Annotated in this window: 13 protein-coding genes; 6 read left to right on the forward strand and 7 right to left on the reverse strand. The window is 71.6% G+C overall.

Features of this window, described 5'->3' with window-relative positions:
• Together ACRDP3_RS07410 and ACRDP3_RS07415 are read right to left on the reverse strand one after the other, a co-directional pair.
• The coding region (locus ACRDP3_RS07410; RefSeq protein WP_431516037.1) for an SWF or SNF family helicase at window positions 1-1397 on the reverse strand (1397 nt) is incomplete at its 3' end.
• The gene (locus tag ACRDP3_RS07415; protein WP_431516038.1) at window positions 1394-4228 is read right to left on the reverse strand and encodes a DEAD/DEAH box helicase; all 2835 of its coding nucleotides are present in this window, start codon (window positions 4226-4228) and stop codon (window positions 1394-1396) included. The genes ACRDP3_RS07415 and ACRDP3_RS07410, both read right to left, overlap by 4 nt.
• A gap of 253 nt (window positions 4229-4481) precedes the next feature.
• Here ACRDP3_RS07415 and ACRDP3_RS07420 point away from each other — a divergent pair, with 253 nt between their 5' ends.
• A complete protein-coding gene (locus ACRDP3_RS07420; protein WP_431516049.1) occupies window positions 4482-4664 on the forward strand; it encodes a hypothetical protein in 183 nt (60 codons plus the stop codon).
• 137 nt (window positions 4665-4801) lie between these two features.
• Here ACRDP3_RS07420 and ACRDP3_RS07425 read toward each other — a convergent pair whose 3' ends face one another.
• Window positions 4802-5587: a hypothetical protein gene (locus ACRDP3_RS07425; protein WP_431516039.1), complete on the reverse strand. Its 786-nt coding sequence runs from the start codon at window positions 5585-5587 to the stop codon at window positions 4802-4804.
• 88 nt (window positions 5588-5675) lie between these two features.
• Between ACRDP3_RS07425 and ACRDP3_RS07430 the strand changes: the two genes are divergently transcribed.
• Both ACRDP3_RS07430 and ACRDP3_RS07435 read left to right on the forward strand, forming a co-directional pair.
• Window positions 5676-6587: an oxygenase MpaB family protein gene (locus ACRDP3_RS07430; RefSeq protein WP_431516040.1), complete on the forward strand. Its 912-nt coding sequence runs from the start codon at window positions 5676-5678 to the stop codon at window positions 6585-6587.
• A gap of 255 nt (window positions 6588-6842) precedes the next feature.
• Window positions 6843-7244 carry a roadblock/LC7 domain-containing protein gene (locus tag ACRDP3_RS07435; RefSeq protein WP_431516041.1) on the forward strand — a complete coding sequence of 134 codons (402 nt, stop codon included), beginning with the start codon at window positions 6843-6845 and terminating at the stop codon, window positions 7242-7244.
• Between the two features lie 28 nt (window positions 7245-7272).
• Here the strand turns inward: ACRDP3_RS07435 and ACRDP3_RS07440 are convergent, their stop codons facing one another.
• Entirely contained in the window at window positions 7273-7701 is a 429-nt protein-coding gene (locus ACRDP3_RS07440) for a PPOX class F420-dependent oxidoreductase (protein WP_431516042.1), read from the reverse strand.
• 127 nt (window positions 7702-7828) lie between these two features.
• Here ACRDP3_RS07440 and ACRDP3_RS07445 point away from each other — a divergent pair, with 127 nt between their 5' ends.
• Together ACRDP3_RS07445 and ACRDP3_RS07450 are read left to right on the forward strand one after the other, a co-directional pair.
• On the forward strand, window positions 7829-8221 hold the full coding sequence (locus ACRDP3_RS07445; RefSeq protein WP_431516043.1) for a roadblock/LC7 domain-containing protein: 393 nt from the start codon (window positions 7829-7831) through the stop codon (window positions 8219-8221).
• 140 nt (window positions 8222-8361) lie between these two features.
• Window positions 8362-9318 (forward strand): DUF6397 family protein, encoded by a 957-nt coding sequence (locus ACRDP3_RS07450; protein WP_431516044.1) that lies wholly within the window; start codon window positions 8362-8364, stop codon window positions 9316-9318.
• Window positions 9319-9326: 8 nt separating this feature from the next.
• Here the strand turns inward: ACRDP3_RS07450 and ACRDP3_RS07455 are convergent, their stop codons facing one another.
• Window positions 9327-11855 carry a DEAD/DEAH box helicase gene (locus ACRDP3_RS07455; RefSeq protein ID WP_431516045.1) on the reverse strand — a complete coding sequence of 843 codons (2529 nt, stop codon included), beginning with the start codon at window positions 11853-11855 and terminating at the stop codon, window positions 9327-9329.
• A gap of 147 nt (window positions 11856-12002) precedes the next feature.
• Between ACRDP3_RS07455 and ACRDP3_RS07460 the strand changes: the two genes are divergently transcribed.
• Window positions 12003-12797: a metal-dependent hydrolase gene (locus ACRDP3_RS07460; protein ID WP_431516046.1), complete on the forward strand. Its 795-nt coding sequence runs from the start codon at window positions 12003-12005 to the stop codon at window positions 12795-12797.
• Window positions 12798-12816: 19 nt separating this feature from the next.
• Here the strand turns inward: ACRDP3_RS07460 and ACRDP3_RS07465 are convergent, their stop codons facing one another.
• Window positions 12817-14607: an ABC transporter ATP-binding protein gene (locus ACRDP3_RS07465; RefSeq protein WP_431516047.1), complete on the reverse strand. Its 1791-nt coding sequence runs from the start codon at window positions 14605-14607 to the stop codon at window positions 12817-12819.
• Complete coding sequence (locus ACRDP3_RS07470; RefSeq protein ID WP_431516048.1) at window positions 14604-16427, reverse strand: ABC transporter transmembrane domain-containing protein; 1824 nt, start codon at window positions 16425-16427, stop codon at window positions 14604-14606. Before ACRDP3_RS07470 ends, ACRDP3_RS07465 begins: the two co-directional genes overlap by 4 nt.
• Between the last annotated feature and the right edge of the window lie 229 nt (window positions 16428-16656).

Raw genomic sequence — 16656 nt, forward strand, 5'->3', positions numbered from 1 at the left:
CAGGCCCGCCCGCCCCGGCCGGATCCGTTCGCTTCGCCCGCGGCGGCCAGCGCCGCGGCGGGGTCCGCTTCGGCCCCGCCCGCGGGCCACCAGGTGCCGCGCTCCTTGCGGTACGGCCACCAGCGCCCGTCCCGCCCGTACCGCAGCTGAACCTCGCCCCCCGCCGCCGTCCAGCGATTGCGCGTGCCGCGCAGCGCCGGCCGCGCCTCGTCCCATGCCCATGCCGCGGCGAGCTGGTCACGGGCCCGGGCCATGTCCGCCGGCCCCGGCGTCCACGCCTCCTCCAGTACGGCCAGTGCGTGCGTGCCGCCCAACTCCCAGGCGCGTACGGCGGGCTGAAGCTGCGCGTGGGTGCGCCCGCAGCCCGCCGCCAGGCGTTCGGCGACCAGGTGTCCGGGCCGGGCGGCGGCGAGTCGCACCGCGTCCTGCCACTCGGTGAGCGCTACGGGCGGCGCGCTGTCGGCGTGACCCGGGGCGAGCGCCTCCCCGAGCAACTGCCGGGCCCGCAGGGCCGCATCCGAGGCGAGGAACTCCAGTGCGGCCACGTCCGGTCCGGGCACCGGGGACGTGCCGCCGTCCAGCGAGGGTCCGCGGCCGGGCTCGGCGACGGGTGGCGGCGCGGCCGGCAGCGGCGGCAGGATCGCGCCGAGGGCGAAGGCCTCGTGGGCCGGCACCCCGGCCTGCTCCCCTTCGCCCGCTGTCGCTTCCCCGGCCTCCTCCGTGTCCCGGTCCGTCGCGGCTGGGTCCGTCGCGGCCCGTGGCCTGCCCGGGGCGGCGCGTGCGGCGCTGCGCAGCTGCAGTTCATCGAGCACCTCCCGCTCGCCACGGCCGCGGAGCAACAGCAGCACGAAGGGGTCCTGGTCCAGCAGCCGTGCCAGCTGGCAGCAGAGTGCGACGGTGTGCGGGCAGTGGTCCCAGGCGTCGCAGTCGCAGGAAGGGCCCAGGTCGCCGATGCCCGGCAGGAGTTCGACACCCGCACTCTCGGCGTCCTCCACCAGGTGCGGCGGCATGACGCGGTCCAGCAGCGCCGCGATGTGGCCCGCCTCCCGGGCCGCCACCTCCAGCAGCCGGTCCCACTCGGCGGCCGTCAGCTCCCTCAGCAGCACGTCGGCACGGTAGGGCGTCCCGTCCCGGCCGCGGACCACGGCGGTGATCCGCCCAGGACGTACAGAGACGGCGCCGACGGCGCCCTGGCGCGCGTATCTGCGCCCCTGTCTGAGCTGTTCGCCGTCCAGCGCCGTGTCCTCCAGTGCCTTCAGCCACCGCACGCCCCACCACGTCTTCACGGCATCCGCGAACCCGCGCCCGCGAGCGGGTGGCAGGGGGGCGAAGGTGCGTTCTCCGTCGGGCGCCGGTGGCCGGACGCCGGAAGGGGATGTTCGGTCTGTCTCTGTCATCGCCCGTTCCTCCGCAGCTCGACGAGGCCGGTGAGTTCGCTGTCGGACAGCTCGGTCAGCGCCGCCTCGCCGGAGCCGAGTACGGAGTCCGCGAGTGCCTGTTTGCGCTGGAGCATTTCGGAGATGCGGTCCTCGATTGTTCCCTCGGCGATCAGCCGGTGCACCTGTACGGGCTGGGTCTGCCCGATGCGGTACGCGCGGTCGGTGGCCTGTTCCTCGACGGCGGGGTTCCACCAGCGGTCGTAGTGGATGACGTGGGCGGCGCGGGTCAGGTTCAGTCCGGTGCCCGCCGCCTTCAGCGACAGCAGGAAGACAGGGGCCTCACCGTCCTGGAAGCGGCGCACCATCTCCTCGCGCCGGGCAACCGGAGTGCCGCCGTGCAGCAGCTGCGTGGGCACACCGCGGTCGGCGAGATGGCGCTCCAGCAGGCGCGCCATGGTCACGTACTGGGTGAAGACCAGCACGCCGCCGTATCCCTCCTCGGCGAGGATCGCCTCGAGCAGTTCGTCCATCAGCTCCAGCTTTCCGGAGCGTCCGGGCAGCCGTGGAGAGTCTTCCTTGAGGTACTGGGCGGGGTGGTTGCAGATCTGCTTGAGAGCGGTCAGCAGTTTGACGACGGCGCCGCGGCGTGCAAAGCCGTCGGTGCCGGACACCTCGGCCATGCCCTCGCGTACGACTGCTTCGTACAGCCCGGCCTGCTCAGCGGTCAGCAGCACGGCGCGGTCGGTTTCGGTCTTCGGCGGCAGTTCGGGCGCGATGCCCGGGTCGGTCTTATGGCGGCGCAGCAGGAAGGGACGCACCAGCCGGGCGAGCCGTTCGGCGGCGGCGGGGTCGCCACCGCCCTCCACCGCCTCCGCGTAGCGTCTGCGGAACGTGCCCAGCCGCCCCAGCAGTCCCGGAGTGGTCCAGTCGAGGATCGACCAGAGTTCGGAGAGGTTGTTCTCGACGGGGGTGCCGGTGAGGGCGACGCGCGATCTTGCCGTGATGGTGCGCAGCTGCCGGGCCGTCGCCGAGTGCGGGTTCTTCACGTGCTGGGCCTCGTCCGCGACCACCATGTCCCAGCCCGGCGCCGGGAGTCCGGCCAGCCCCTCCGCGTCCAGCCGCATCGTGCCGTATGTCGTCAGCACGAACTCGCCGTCGGTCACGTCCGTCAGGCTCCGCGCCGTCCCGTGGTAGCGGCGCACCGGTGTTCCCGGTGCGAACCGCTCGATCTCGCGCTGCCAGTTGCCCATCAGCGAGGCCGGACAGACGATCAGGGTGGCTCCGGCGGCCCCGGGCTGCCGCTGCCGGTGCAGATGGAGCGCGATGAGCGTGACGGTCTTGCCCAGCCCCATGTCGTCGGCGAGACAGCAGCCCAGGCCCAGCGAGGTCATCCGGTGCAGCCAGTCCAGGCCGCGCAGTTGATAGTCGCGCAGTGTCGCCGCGAGCGCGTCGGGCTGCGCCACGACGGATGTGCCCTCGGCGGCATCCGGATCGCAAAGCCGTGCGCGGAGCGTCTCCAGCCACCCCGAGGCGCACACCTCGACACGCTCTCCGCCCTCCTCCACCGTGCCGGCGAGCACGGTGCTCAGCGCGTCGAGGGGGGTGACCCCGTGATCCCGGCGGTTCCTCGCCCGGCGTACCACCGCCGGGTCCACCAGCGCCCACTGACCGCGCAGCCGTACGACCGGGCGTCCGGATTCGGCCAGCCGGTTCAGCTCGGCACGGGTCAGTTCGGTGTCGCCGACCGCGAGGCGCCAGTCGAAGCTGAGCAGGGAGTCGGCGGACAGCAGGGACGGCGGTCCGCCGTCGGTGCTCCCGCGGGTTCCCGGGCCCTCGGTGCCGGCGGGGCTGATGACGGCACGGGCCGTGAGCTCACGTGCGAGCTGTCGCGGCCAGTGCACCCGCAGGCCCGCGGCTTCGAGTGCCCGGGAGACCGGGGCCGCCAGCAGCTCGGCGATCTCCTCCTCGGCAAGCTCGACGGAGTCCGGCACGGCAGCGGTCAGCAGCGGGGTGAGGGTGTCCCAGGCGGCGGCCGCCCGGCGCAGCGTCAGCAGAGCGTCCGTACGGGCACGCGGGCCGAAGTCCGTCGCGGCGCGGGAGGCGCCAGACCAGACCTCGGCCGCGTCGGCCACCACAGCGGGGTCACTGACGCTGTGCATCTGCACCACCGCGCGGAAGCTCGGCCCCGCGTCGGATGCGGCGTCGCCCGCGGTGAGCCCGGTGATCTCGACGCGGAGCGAGAGCCGTACACCCGCGTCATGTCCCGCGGCGATATCGGCGGCCCAGGCCCGCAGCTCGGGGATGCGCACCCCCGGTTCCGACGCGAAGGCCGGGTGGCCGGTGACGAGTGCGGCCGCGGGCGTGCGCGGGAGGCCGTCGGCGACGGCGTCGAGGAAGACGCGCAACTGGCGCTCCGGCTCGGGCAGCCGTAGCGGGCCGGCGCCCGGGAGCGGGAGGGCATGCGCGTGCGGAGGCATCGCCGCGGCGAGATGGCGCAGTCGCTCGATGTCGTCCGGGTCTAGCGGGCCGAGCCGCCAGGCGTCGTGGTCTGCCGGGCTCAGTCCGGGAAGCAGCCGCCCCCGCGCGGCCAGGTGCAGCGCGAAAAGGGCGGCGGCGCCCCAGAAGGCGATCGCGGATCCGGTTCCTCCGGTCGCCTCGGTTCCCCCGGTCCGCTCCTGGCCGGAGCGCGCCCGGGTCAGGACGGCGAGCGCGTCCCGTACGGACAGTGGCAGAGCGGACACCGTTCGGGTGCGGACCGTGCCTTCGCCGTCGGGGAGTGCGACGGTCAGCTGCTCGAGATCGTCCCGGCCGCGGACCGGTGGCGCACCGTCCGGACGCCAGAAAGCCATCCGTGTCGAACGCGGCGGATCAGCGGGCAGCAGGACGGCCGCGGAGCGTGCGAGCTGCGAGATCTGTGCGGGCGTTGTGGTGGTCCGGCTCACAGTGCTGACGCATTCCCCAAATTTGACTAGTGGAGCCTGAGGCGGCCGAGGGTACCTCAGCGCCGGGTGTGGGCGGGCACAGCGAGGGAACCCCAGGAGTGGAATGGGCGTTCTCCTGGACAGAGGCAGGTGCGGCAGCGCCGCCCGGAGGAGGATGGAAATGACCAACAGAGGAAAGATCGCCGTCGGCGGTGTGGCCGTGGGGCTTCTCCTGTGGTGGCTGACGACGTTCTGGATCGCCCTTGCGGTGATCGTCGGTGTGCCGGCCATCGCTTACCTGACGCTCGACCCCTCGCAGCGGCGTCGGCTGCGCCGGGTCGGCCGCAAGGAAATCCGCCGCTGATCACGTCCCTCGCGCGAGGGTTCGCTGAGCCGGTCCATGAGATGGGTCGCGCCCGAGGCCGGTGATGCCCCGGCGTGAGGCGGTACAGCTGTGCCCCGTCCCGGTGCCCGCAGCGCTGAGGCCACCGCCGGTGTTGGTCAGGCGGCCGGCCGGACCGCCATGCCGTCCAGCGCCTCCAGCAGCCCGGGCAACTCCGCTCCGCGGCCGACCGGCAGAACCTCGCCCGGCTCGTCGTCGAGCAGCAGGAAGGCGATGTCGTCCGTGCGAGCCACCATGCTCCAGCCCGGACCGTCGCACCGCAGCGTGCGGGCGTCGCCGGAGGCGAAGGCCGAGCGGACCCGTCCCGGGGGCGGCGGGGTCTCCAGATAGGCCCGCACCTCGTCCAGAACGCGCCGCACCTTCTCGTTCGGCTTCTCCCCGGTCTCCACGAACTCGACGTCTTCCTCGACCTGTTGGCGCCACGCGGCCCACTGGAGCGCGATCTCGTCCGCGCCCAGCCGCCGTTGTGCGGGCCCCCACTCCTCGGTGACCGGCGGTACCAGCGCTTCCTGTGGACCGTCGGAGCCCTCGTCGGGCTCCGGGTCGTGCGGTGCCGGCACTCCTGGGGCGGCGACAGCCACGGCGAGGGGCCAGCCGGGAAGCGCCGCGACCACGGAACGTTCGCTGGGGGAGAGGTCGTACTCCATCCCGCAGTCCCAGGCGGCGACGGCGCAGGCGACCAGGGTCACATCGTCTGTTGCCACCGTCCAGCGGGCACCGCTGCCGTCCTGGCCCAGCACCAGTCCGTACCCCTCCGCGTAGGGCTCCAGGCCGAGTCGTGCGCACGCCTCGGGGTAGTCATCCCCGAGGACGCTCGGGAACTGAGCGGGAGTCAGCAGTACAGCCGTCAACACATACAGCGCGTCGTCATCTTCGGCGGCCACCGCGCCTCCCCTTCCGTCAGTTGTCGGGAACCTTAACTCTAGAGTCAGCCCGCCAACAGGGCGGGGCTGGTGACAAAGGGGTCTCGACGTGCAGCGATACGAACGGCTGAGGCACATTCTCCGGCTCGACCCGGAAGCCGACTTCCTGGAGATCTACCGCCTCACGGCGACGTACGAGTTCCCCTGGGACTTCGCCCGAGCGCTCGAACTCGCCCTGTACCGCACCTACGCGGTGCCGGGTATCGGCCGGCTGCTGGCGGAGACGGCGGAGCTGACGGACCGTACACAGAAGCGCTACGACGACACGGCGCTGCTCCTGGACGCGGTCGTGGAGCACGGTTTCGACTCCGAGGACGGGCGCACCGCGATCCGCCGCATCAACCAGATGCACCGCCGCTACGACATCTCCGATGACGAGATGCGCTATGTGCTGTGCACGTTCGTGGTGATGCCGAAGCGATGGCTCGACGCCTACGGCTGGCGCCGGCTCACCCACCACGAGCAGCACGCCGCCGCCGTGTACTACCGCACCCTGGGCCGGCACTTGGGGATCACGCGAGTCCCCTCCGACTACCCCGCCTTCGAGAGCTGCCTCGACGACTACGAGGCGGCACACTTCGGCTGGGACCCGGACGCGCGCAGAGTCTCGGACGCGACGCTGGAGCTGATGGCCTCCTGGTACCCCCGCTTGCTCGCTCCCGCGGTGCGCGGCGCGAGCAGGGCGCTCCTGGACGACTCTTTGCTGCGTGCCTTCCGCTACGGCCCGCCCCGACCGGGCCTGCGGCGGCTGGTACGCGGCGCGCTCCAGTTGCGGGCCCGCGCCGTTCGGCTGCTGCCGCCCCGCCGCGAGCCGCACTACGCCCGCCAGAACCCGGAGATCAAGGGCTACCCCGGCTATCCGGACGGCTACCGCGTCGCCGACCTGGGCACCTTCCCCGGCAACGAGGCCTCGGAGGCTGCTGGATGCCCGGTACCGCACCGCAGGAGGCAGCACGGGTGACCCGGCGGCCTTCACCGGTCGGAGGGCGCACCACGGTCCCGCGCGTGCGCCAGGAGCGCGCCGGGGCGCACGCGGTGCGAACACCGGCCTCCACGGCTGCGCCGTTACGACGGTGGCGCGACCGGTGACCGCTCACTAGTGTCACAAGAACTGAGGTGTGGCGAGGCCGGAAGGGTGCGCAGGGCCGGTTTCCGTGCGCGGTCGCCGACCGTGAGCCGGGCTCGGACGGGCGGCACACCCATCCGAGGAGGTTCCGTGACGGAAGAGACCCACCGCGCAGCCAAGCTCGACTGGCTGCTCGATGACCTGACGGCCCGGGTCACCGACGTCCGCGGGGCGCTGGTGCTCTCCGACGACGGCCTGCCGACCGGAGCTTCGGACGGGCTGGGCCGCGAGGAGGTGGAGCATCTGGCGGCGGTCGCCTCCGGTTTCCACAGTCTCGCCAAGGGGGTGGGGCGGCACTTCGAAGTGGGTGACCCGCACCAGACCATGGTGGAACTGGACGGCGGTTTCCTCTTCGTCGTGGCCGCCGGCGACGGCTCGGCCCTCGCGCTCCTCGCGGACGCGGAGGCCGATATCGCGCTCATCGCCTACGAGATGGCGCGACTGGTCAGTCAGGTGGGTGAGCACCTGAGCTCCGGACCGCGCCGCGCGTGAACAACCCCTGAACGACTGGCGCGGGCCGTCAGTCGGCGAGTCCGGCCAGCGCCACGACCTTCTCGACGCGCACCCGCACGAGCAGTTCACCGGGGACGGCGTTGCGGGCGCCGAACTGGTCTGCGAGCTCCTCGCCCATGTACCGGGCGGCGATACGGGTGGCCCAGTACCGCATGTCGGTCAGGTCGCTGCTCAGCTCGGCCCGGCCCTGAAGCACGGCGAAGCCGAACGGCGGGCGCTCGTCGTCCACACAGATCGCGACCCGGCCGTCGCGTGCGAGATTGCGTCCCTTGACCGTGGTCTCACCCGTGTTGAAGACGACGTCCTCGCCGTCGAGTACGAACCACACCGGGGCCACATGCGGACTGCCGTCGGCCCGCACCGTCGCCAGCTTCCCGGTGCGGGTGCCTTCGGAAACGAAACCGCGCCACTCGTCTTCGGTCATCTTGTCAGCCATGGCCCCATACTGCGCCAGTCGTACTCGGCTCGTGGGTGCGAGTGCGTGTCGTAAGCAGATGGTTGCCCACCGCGTTGTCGTGGGTAAGGGTGGCACGGCAGTTGCCGAGGAGAAGGGGGACACGGGGATGGCGCTGAACACAGGGCTCGACTGGCTGCTTGACGATATGACCGAGCGGATCTCTTCCGTGCGGCACGCGATGGTGCTCTCGACGGACGGTCTGGTCACGGGGAACAGCCAGAGTCTGGAACGGGAGGACGCCGAGCATCTCGCGGCAGTCGCGTCAGGTCTGCACAGTCTCGCGAAGGGCTCTGGGCAGCACTTCGGAGCCGGAAGCGCACGCCAGACGATGATCGAATTCGAGGAGGGGCTGCTCTTCGTGACCATAGCCGGGGAGGGAAGCTGCCTGTGCGTGCTGACCGGGGCGGAAGCCGACGTCGGCCAGGTCGCGTACGAGATGACGCTGCTCGTGAACCGCGTCGGTGAACATCTCGGTCTGGCCACGCGCAACGGTCTCTAACGCCCCTCCCGGCACTAAACGCCCCTCCCGGCACTAGCGGCGCGGCGAGAGTTATCCACAGGGGCGGCGGAATGGCTCTTGACTGGCTACTGTCCGTCACGGAAAGTAGTTGAACGGCAACAGAGGGACGGGGGACGGTCATGCCCGATGATGTGGCGATGCGTACGGCTGCCAGGGAACTGGGCCTGCAGCCCGGGCTGTTGGAGCTCGCCGTGCAGGCGGGAGAGGTGCGCACCGTCCGCGGCGCGGCCGCCGGATCGGCCCGGTGCCGGGTGTCGCGCGCGGAACTGGCCCGGTTGAAGGCGTCGGACGGCTTTCCGGGAAGCGTCCGCGAGCGGCTGCGCGTGGTGGACGCGGCCAAGGGCGCCGGGTTGCTGGGCATCAGCTCGGTCCGCTTCGCCCGCCTCGCGCGCGGCGGCTTCTTCACCCCGGCGCACTTCTACGTGAACCGGTATCGCACCGTGGTCTGGCTCTATCTCGCGGGGGAGCTGCTGGCTTTCGAGGAGCGCCGTGCCGAGCTGCTCTCCGGAAGCCTCCCGCGCGGGTTGCGCGTACTGCTCGAGGAGGGGGTGGACCTGCGCGCCCGGCACTGGCGCGGCCGCCGCGTCGGCCAGCTCTCCGAGCAGGCGGCCGGGCCGTGGGAGCGGTGCGCCGTCAGGGCCACGGTGCTCCACGCGGACGCCGTGGGGGAGGCGGTGCCCGACCCCGTCGAGCGCGCCCGTCTGGTCGCCCTCAAGCCGGAGCTGGTGACCGTCCGGGGCCGGTCACCCGCCTCCCGGGAGGTGGCGGAGGAGCTGTGCGTGGCGACGGACGACGACGAGATCCGCGGGCACCGGCTGATGCTCGCGGCGTACCTGGAGGAAGCCCGCGCTTCGGATTCCGTGCGTCCGGCGCCACCCGACGGCGCGCCGGAGTCGACCGCGGACACCGAATCCGGCCGTCCCGTGTCACCGCCGGGGCAGGGATCGTGCACCGAGGGCGGCACCGGAGCGGGTCACGCGCGCAGGCGGGCGCGCCTCCTCTCCCGCCTGCGCGGCCGGCGCCGACGGGCCGTCCGGTGGTGCCGGGATACGGGCGCGGGCCGGCCGGCTTCCTGAGGCGGCCCTCAGAGCCGGCCCACTCCGGTGACTGTGAGCACGGCGCGGCCTTCCTCGTCGGAGGCCGTGAGGTCGACCTCGGCGGAGATGCCCCAGTCGTGATCGCCGTTGGGGTCGGCGAAGGTCTGGCGGACCCGCCACAGCGCGTCCTGTGGCACCTCCTCGATCATGAGCAGCCTGGGGCCACGGGCATCGGGTCCGGTGCCCAGGTCGTCGTACTCCTCCCAGTAGCCGTCCATGGCCGCCGCCCAGGCGTCCCCGTCCCAGCCGGAGTCGGCGTCCAGCTCGCCCAGTTCGCCGAACTTGTCCAGTGCGGCCAGTTCCACCCGCCGGAACATCGCGTTGCGCACCAGGACCCGGAAGGCACGTGCGTTGGAGGTGACCGGCTTGACCTGGTCGGCGCGCTCCCGCGCTTCCTCGGCGGTCTCTTCCTCGGGATTGGCCAGCTGCTCCCACTCGTCGAGCAGGCTGGAGTCGACCTGGCGGACCATCTCGCCGAGCCACTCGATGATGTCCTGGAAGTCCTCGGACTTCCTCTCGTCCGGGACGGTGTGCTCCATGGCCTTGTAGGCGCTCGCGAGATAGCGCAGCACGATGCCTTCGGTACGGGCCAGTTCGTAGAAGGAGACGAACTCCGTGAAGGTCATCGCCCGTTCGTACATGTCACGGATGACCGACTTGGGGGAGAGCGGATGGTCACCCACCCAGGGATGGGACTTGCGGTAGAGGCCGTAGGCGTGGAAGAGGAGCTCTTCCAGTGGCTGCGGATAGCTGATCTCCATCAGCCGCTCCATCCGGTCCTCGTACTCGACCCCGTCGGCCTTCATCTGCGCGACGGCCTCGCCCTTGGCCTTGTTGGTCTGGGCGGCCAGGATCTGCCGGGGGTCGTCGAGGGTCGACTCGAGGACCGAGACCATGTCCAGTGCGTAGGAGGGAGACTCGGGGTCGAGCAGTTCGAAGGCGGCCAGCGCGAAGGTGGACAGCGGCTGGTTGAGCGCGAAGTTCTGCTGCAGATCCACGGTGAGCCGGATGCTGCGGCCCTGGGCGTCGGGCTCCGCGAGCCGTTCCACGACCCCGCCGTCCAGCAGCGAACGGTAGATGGCTATGGCCCGCCGGATGTGCCTCAACTGGGCACGCCGGTCCTCGTGGTTGTCCTCCAGCAGCTTCCGCATCTGGGCGAAGGCGTCGCCGGGACGGGCGATCACGGACAGCAGCATCGCGTGGGTGACCCGGAAGCGCGAGATGAGCGGCTCGGGGTCGGAGGCGATCAGCTTCTCGAAGGTCTGCCGGCCCCAGTTGACGAAGCCCTCCGGAGCCTTCTTGCGCACGACCTTACGGCGCTTCTTCGGGTCGTCCCCGGCCTTGGCCAGGGCCTTCTCGTTCTCGACGACGTGCTCCGGCGCCTGGGCAACGACGAGCCCGGAGGTGTCGAAGCCCGCCCGGCCGGCGCGGCCGGCGATCTGATGGAACTCCCGTGCGCGCAGAGTACGCACGCGCGTACCGTCGTATTTCGTCAGCGCGGTGAACAGCACCGTGCGGATCGGGACGTTCACGCCGACGCCGAGGGTGTCCGTACCGCAGATGACCTTCAACAGGCCCGCCTGGGCCAGCCGTTCCACCAGCCGCCGGTACTTCGGCAGCATGCCCGCGTGGTGCACGCCGATGCCGTGGCGCACGTACCGGGAGAGGTTGCGGCCGAATTTGGTGGTGAAGCGGAAGCTACCGATGATCTTGGCGATCTCGTCCTTCTCGGCGCGCGTGCACATGTTGATGCTCATCAGCGCCTGCGCCCGCTCGACGGCTTGCGCCTGCGTGAAGTGCACGATGTAGACCGGCGCCTGATGAGTCTCCAGCAGCTCGGTCATCGTCTCGGTCAGCGAGCTGGTGCGGTATTCGTAGGACAGCGGCACCGGCCTGGTGGCGGACCGGACGACGGTGGTCTCGCGGCCCGTGCGGCGTGCCAGGTCCTCCTCGAAGCGCGAGACGTCTCCCAGCGTCGCCGACATCAGGACGAACTGTGCTTGCGGCAGTTCCAGCAGCGGAATCTGCCAGGCCCAGCCCCGGTCCGGCTCCGCGTAGAAGTGGAATTCGTCCATCACCACCTGGCCGACGTCGGCGTCCGCGCCGTCCCGCAGCGCGATGGAGGCCAGCACCTCGGCGGTGCAGCAGATGATGGGGGCGTCGGCGTTGACGGACGCGTCGCCGGTGAGCATGCCGACGTTCTCGGTGCCGAAGATCTTGCACAGGTCGAAGAACTTCTCCGAGACGAGTGCCTTGATCGGCGCCGTGTAGAAGGTGACCTCGTTCCGGGCGAGCGCGGCGAAGTGCGCACCCGCGGCGACCAGGCTCTTTCCGGAGCCGGTCGGTGTCGAGAGGATCACGTTGGCGCCGGAGACCACCTCGATCAGCGCCTCTTCCTGGGCGGAGTAGAGCGAGATGCCGCGTTCCTCTGCCCAGCCGGAGAAGACTTCGTAGAGGGCATCGGGATCGGCGTCGCTCGGCATCTGATCGATAAGGGTGGCTGTCACGCTCCCCATACTGCCTCCCCCCGTACCGGATACGGGAACCGGTCGCACCGGGGTGATCATCTGACGCTACGCTGTGTTGCCGATCGGTCGTCAGCACGGCGGGCGAGCCGAGCGTCATCGGCACACGGCGAGCGACAACAGGGGTGGGGAACGATCATGATGGGACCGGCGCATTCGCTGTCGGGGGCCGCGGCCTGGCTGGTGGTGGGGGCCGGCGCTACGGTGCTGGGCCACCCGATGCCGTGGCCGGTACTCCTCGCCGGGGCACTCGTCAGTTCGGGTGCGGCGCTGGCACCGGATCTCGACCACAGGTCGGCCACCATCTCCCGCGCGTTCGGACCCTTGTCCCGTGCGCTGTGCGGGCTGATCGACAAGATCTCGGAGAGCGTCTACAACTCCACCCGCACCAAGGGCGAGCGCCGTCGCTCCGGCGGCCACCGCACCCTCACCCACACCTGGCCCTGGGCCCTCTTCCTCGGCGCCGGCTTCTCGGCGGCAGCGGTCTTCGGCGGCCGCTGGGTGGTGCTGGTGATCCTGTTCATTCACATGGTGCTCGCCGTGGAGGGCCTGCTCTGGCGCGCCGCACGGGTCTCCAGCGATGTGCTGGTATGGCTGCTCGGCGCGACCAGCGCATGGTCCCTCGCCGGGATTCTCGACCAGCCGGGCAACGGCTCCGGCTGGCTCTTCACCGGGGCCGGCCAGGAATACCTCTGGCTCGGACTGCCGATCGTGCTCGGGGCGTTGATACACAACATCGGCGACGCGATCACGATATCCGGCTGCCCGATCCTGTGGCCGGTCCGGATAAGCGGGAAGCGCTGGTATCCACTGGGCACTCCCCGCTTCATGCGCTTCCGGGCCGGGACCAAGGTCGAGACGCTTGTGCTGATGCCCCTGTTCATGGTGCTCGGCGGTGCGGGCTGCCTGGTGGCGCTCGGCATCGTCGGCTGAGATATCGACCTGGTGCGCGTCAGCCGTGCCAGGAACGCCACAGTGCCGCGTATGCGCCGTCCGCCTCGACCAGGGCGTCGTGACCGCCCAGTTCACTGATCCTGCCGTCCTCCACCACCGCGATCACGTCCGCGTCGTGCGCCGTGTGCAGCCGGTGGGCGATGGCGACCACGGTGCGCCCCCGGAGCACCCGCGCGAGGGACCGTTCCAGGTGCCTCGCGGCGCGCGGGTCCAGCAGCGAGGTGGCCTCGTCCAGCACCAGGGTGTGCGGATCGGCGAGCACCAGCCGGGCGAGCGCGATCTGCTGTGCCTGGGCCGGGGTGACGACGAGGCCACCGGAGCCCACCTCGCTGTCGAGCCCCTCGGACAGGGTCCCCGCCCACGTCTCCGCGTCCACCGCGGCGAGCGCGGACCACAGTTCGGCGTCACTCGCGCCCGTACGGGCCAGCAGCAGGTTGTCGCGGAGGGAACCGACGAAGACGTGGTGCTCCTGGTTGACCAGGGCCACATGCCGGCGGACCCGCTCGGCGGGCATCCGCGCCAGTTCGGCATCGCCCAGGGCGACTTTGCCGGTGCGCGGTCCGTAGATGCCCGCCAGCAGCCGTCCCAGGGTGGACTTGCCCGCGCCCGACGGCCCGACCAGCGCCACCCGGGTCCCCTGCGGTACCCGCATCGTCACCCCGTGCAGCACGTCGGTGCCGGTGCGGTAGCCGAACCGCACCTCGTCGGCCCGCAGTTCGCGGCCGTCGGGGGAGATGTCCTCGTCCCCGCCGTCGGGTTCGATCTCCCGCACCCCGACGAGCCGCGCCAACGACACCTGGGCGACCTGGAGTTCGTCGTACCAGCGCAGAATCAGGCCCACCGGGTCGATCAGCATCTGAGCCAGCAGTGCTCCCGTCGTCAGCTGCCCCACACCGATCCAGCCCCACAGCACGAACGTGCCGCCGAGGAGCAGTACGCCGCTCAGGAGCAGCGCATTGGTGAAGTTGACCACGGGGAAGATGACCGAGCGCAGCCAGAGCGTGTAGCGCTCCCATGCCGTCCACTCCGAGATCCGCTGCTCGGACAGGGCGATCCGGCGCGCACCCAGCCGGTGTGCCTCCACGGTGCGGCCGGCGTCGACGGTCTCGGCGAGTGCCGCGGCGACGGCAGCGTACCCGGCGGCCTCCGAGCGGTAGGCGCTCGGTGCCCGGCGGTAGTACCAGCGACAGCCGGTCAGCAGCACCGGCAGTGCGATGAGCACCGCCAGCGCCAGCGGCGGTGCCGTCGCCGTGAGCGCGCCGAGCAGCAGCGCCGCCCACACGACGCCGATCGACAGCTGCGGGACCGCCTCCCGCATGGCGTTGGCCAGCCGGTCGATGTCGGTGGTGATCCGGGAGAGCAGATCGCCGGTCCCGGCCCGCTCCAGCACCCCGGGCGGCAGGCCGACCGACCGCACGAGGAAGTCCTCGCGCAGATCCGCGAGCATCTGCTCGCCGAGCATCGCGCCGCGCAGCCGCACCTCCCGCACGAAGAAGGTCTGGATCGCCAGGGCCACCACGAACAGGGCGACGACACGGACCAGTGGGATGTCGCGGTCACCGGCCGCGATGCCATCGACGACATCGCCCAGCAGATAGGGCCCGACCATCGAGGCGAGCACGGCGATCGCGTTGACGGTGACGAGCATGATGAAGGCCCGGCGGTGCCGCCGGACGAGTTCGCCCACATACGCGCGCACGGTCGCGGGTCCGCCGACCGGCAGAGTGGTCGCGGACTCCGGCGCGGCCGGGTCGTACTCGGGCGGCGTGACACCGATCGTCACGGTCATGCGCTCTCCACTCCTTCGGCTCCGGCCAGTTGCGCGTGCTCCCCGCCGGGGGTCTCCGTCTCGGGCTCGCGGGTGACGATGGCGCGGTAGTCGGGGGCGGTACGCAGCAGTTCGCGGTGCCGGCCGGCCGCGGCCACCCGGGCACCGCGCACGAGGACGACCTGGTCCGCCTGGTCCAGCATCAGCGGGCTGGAGGAGAGGACGACGGTCGTCCGCCCGGCCCGTACCCGCTTCAGAGCCCCCGCGATGCGGGCCTCGGTGTGGGCGTCCACCGCCGCGGTGGGCTCGTCCAGCACCAGCACCTCCGGGTCGGTGACCAGCGAGCGGGCCAGCGCCAGACGCTGCCGCTGACCGCCGGAGAGGGAGCGGGCCCGCTCCGTGACGTGGGCCCGCAGCGGATCGCCGTCCGCCTCGTCCATGCCCTGCGACAACGCGTCCAGCACGTCGCCGCATTGCGCTGCCTCAAGGGCCTGGCGTGCCGTCACCGCGCCGGACGAGGGCACATCGAGCAGCTCCCGCAGGGTGCCCGAGAGCAGCACCGGGTCCTTGTCCTGTACGAGCACCGCCCCGCGGGCCGTCATCAGCGGTACGTCATCGAGCGGCACGCCGCCCAGCAGCACCGAGGTGGGGCCGTTGCCGTCGGGCGGGTGCCCGCCGAGCCTGTCGGCAAGCTCGCCCGCAGCGTCCGGGTCGCCGCAGACCACGGCCGTCAACTGCCCTGCGGGCGCGAGCAGCCGGGTGAGGGGGTCGTAGAGATCGCCGGTGAGGGTGTCCGCCTCTCCCATGCTCTCTTCCGTGCCATCGGCCGGTGCCTCCTCCGCCGTGCCCCGCCGCAGCGAGAGGACCCGGGCCGCCCGCCGCGCGGAGGGCCGGGAGAAGGAGTAGGCCATGGCGAACTCCTGGAACAGCCGAAGGGGAAAGAGCAGGAACGTCACGGCGCCGTAGACCGTGACCAGTTCGCCCACGCCGATCCGGCCCTCCATCGCCAGCCGGGTGCCGTGCCAGACCACGCCCACCAGCAGCATTCCGGGCAGCGCGATCTGGATCGCCTCGATGAGCGCCCACATCCGCGCGGTGCGTACCGCCGCCCGGCGGACCTCCTGAGAGGCGCGCCGGTACCGGGTCAGAAAGAGCTCCTCGCCGCCGATACCGCGCAGCACGCGTAGTCCGGCGACGGTGTCGGCCGCCAACTCGGTGGCCCGTCCTGCCTTTTCGCGCTGCACGTCCGCCCGCCCTGTCGCACGTGGCAGTATCGGCAGTACGGTCAGCGCCAGCACCAGCATGCCGAGCGAGACCAGCACCCCGAGCTGCGGCTCGTAGACCACCAGACCCGCGCAGACGCCGAGCGTGACCAGCAGCGCGGCGCTGACACGGGACGCCGACTCCACACACCACCCGATCTTCTCGATGTCCCCGGTCGAGACGGACACGATCTCGCCCGCCGCCACCCGCCGCGTCAGCGTGGCACCCAGCGCCGCCGTCCGGTGCGCCAGAAGCTGCTGCACCCGGGCCGCGGCGGTGATCCAGTTGGTGACGGCGGTGCGGTGCAGCATGGTGTCGCCCAGCGTCACGGTGACGGCTACCACCGCCAGCAGTGCTCCCGCCGTGGCCAGTTGTCCGCCGGACCGTGCCACGACGGCTTGCACGGCGAGTCCCGCGATGGCGGGCATGGCGGCTGCGGAGGCCATGTGCAGAGTGCCCCAGCCGAGGCTCTTGGTCTGGCCGGCCAGCTGAGTGCGGCCCAGCCACAGCAGGAAGCGGGAGCCCGACCGCACGTCGGGGGTGCCGGGATCGGGATACGGAAGATCGCGAATCTGCATGACGTCCCAGGTCGGCTCGGTGCGGGTGAGGCCCGAGCAAGACTCGCCGTGTCGGGTGGGTAACGCAACGGGTTTTCCGGGGTGCGAGGCCACTCCCGTCGCCTCCGTTCATCGTCCTCCGGCGCGGGTCCTCGCACTCGAGTTCGGACCGAACTGGCAGCCGGCCGAGGAGGTGGGACGATGGGGGGCATGCACACGACTGGGGCGGGGCGCGGACGGCACGGACGGA

The sequence above is a fragment of the Streptomyces sp. genome, assembly GCF_050698815.1.
Classification (GTDB): Bacteria; Actinomycetota; Actinomycetes; order Streptomycetales; family Streptomycetaceae; genus Streptomyces.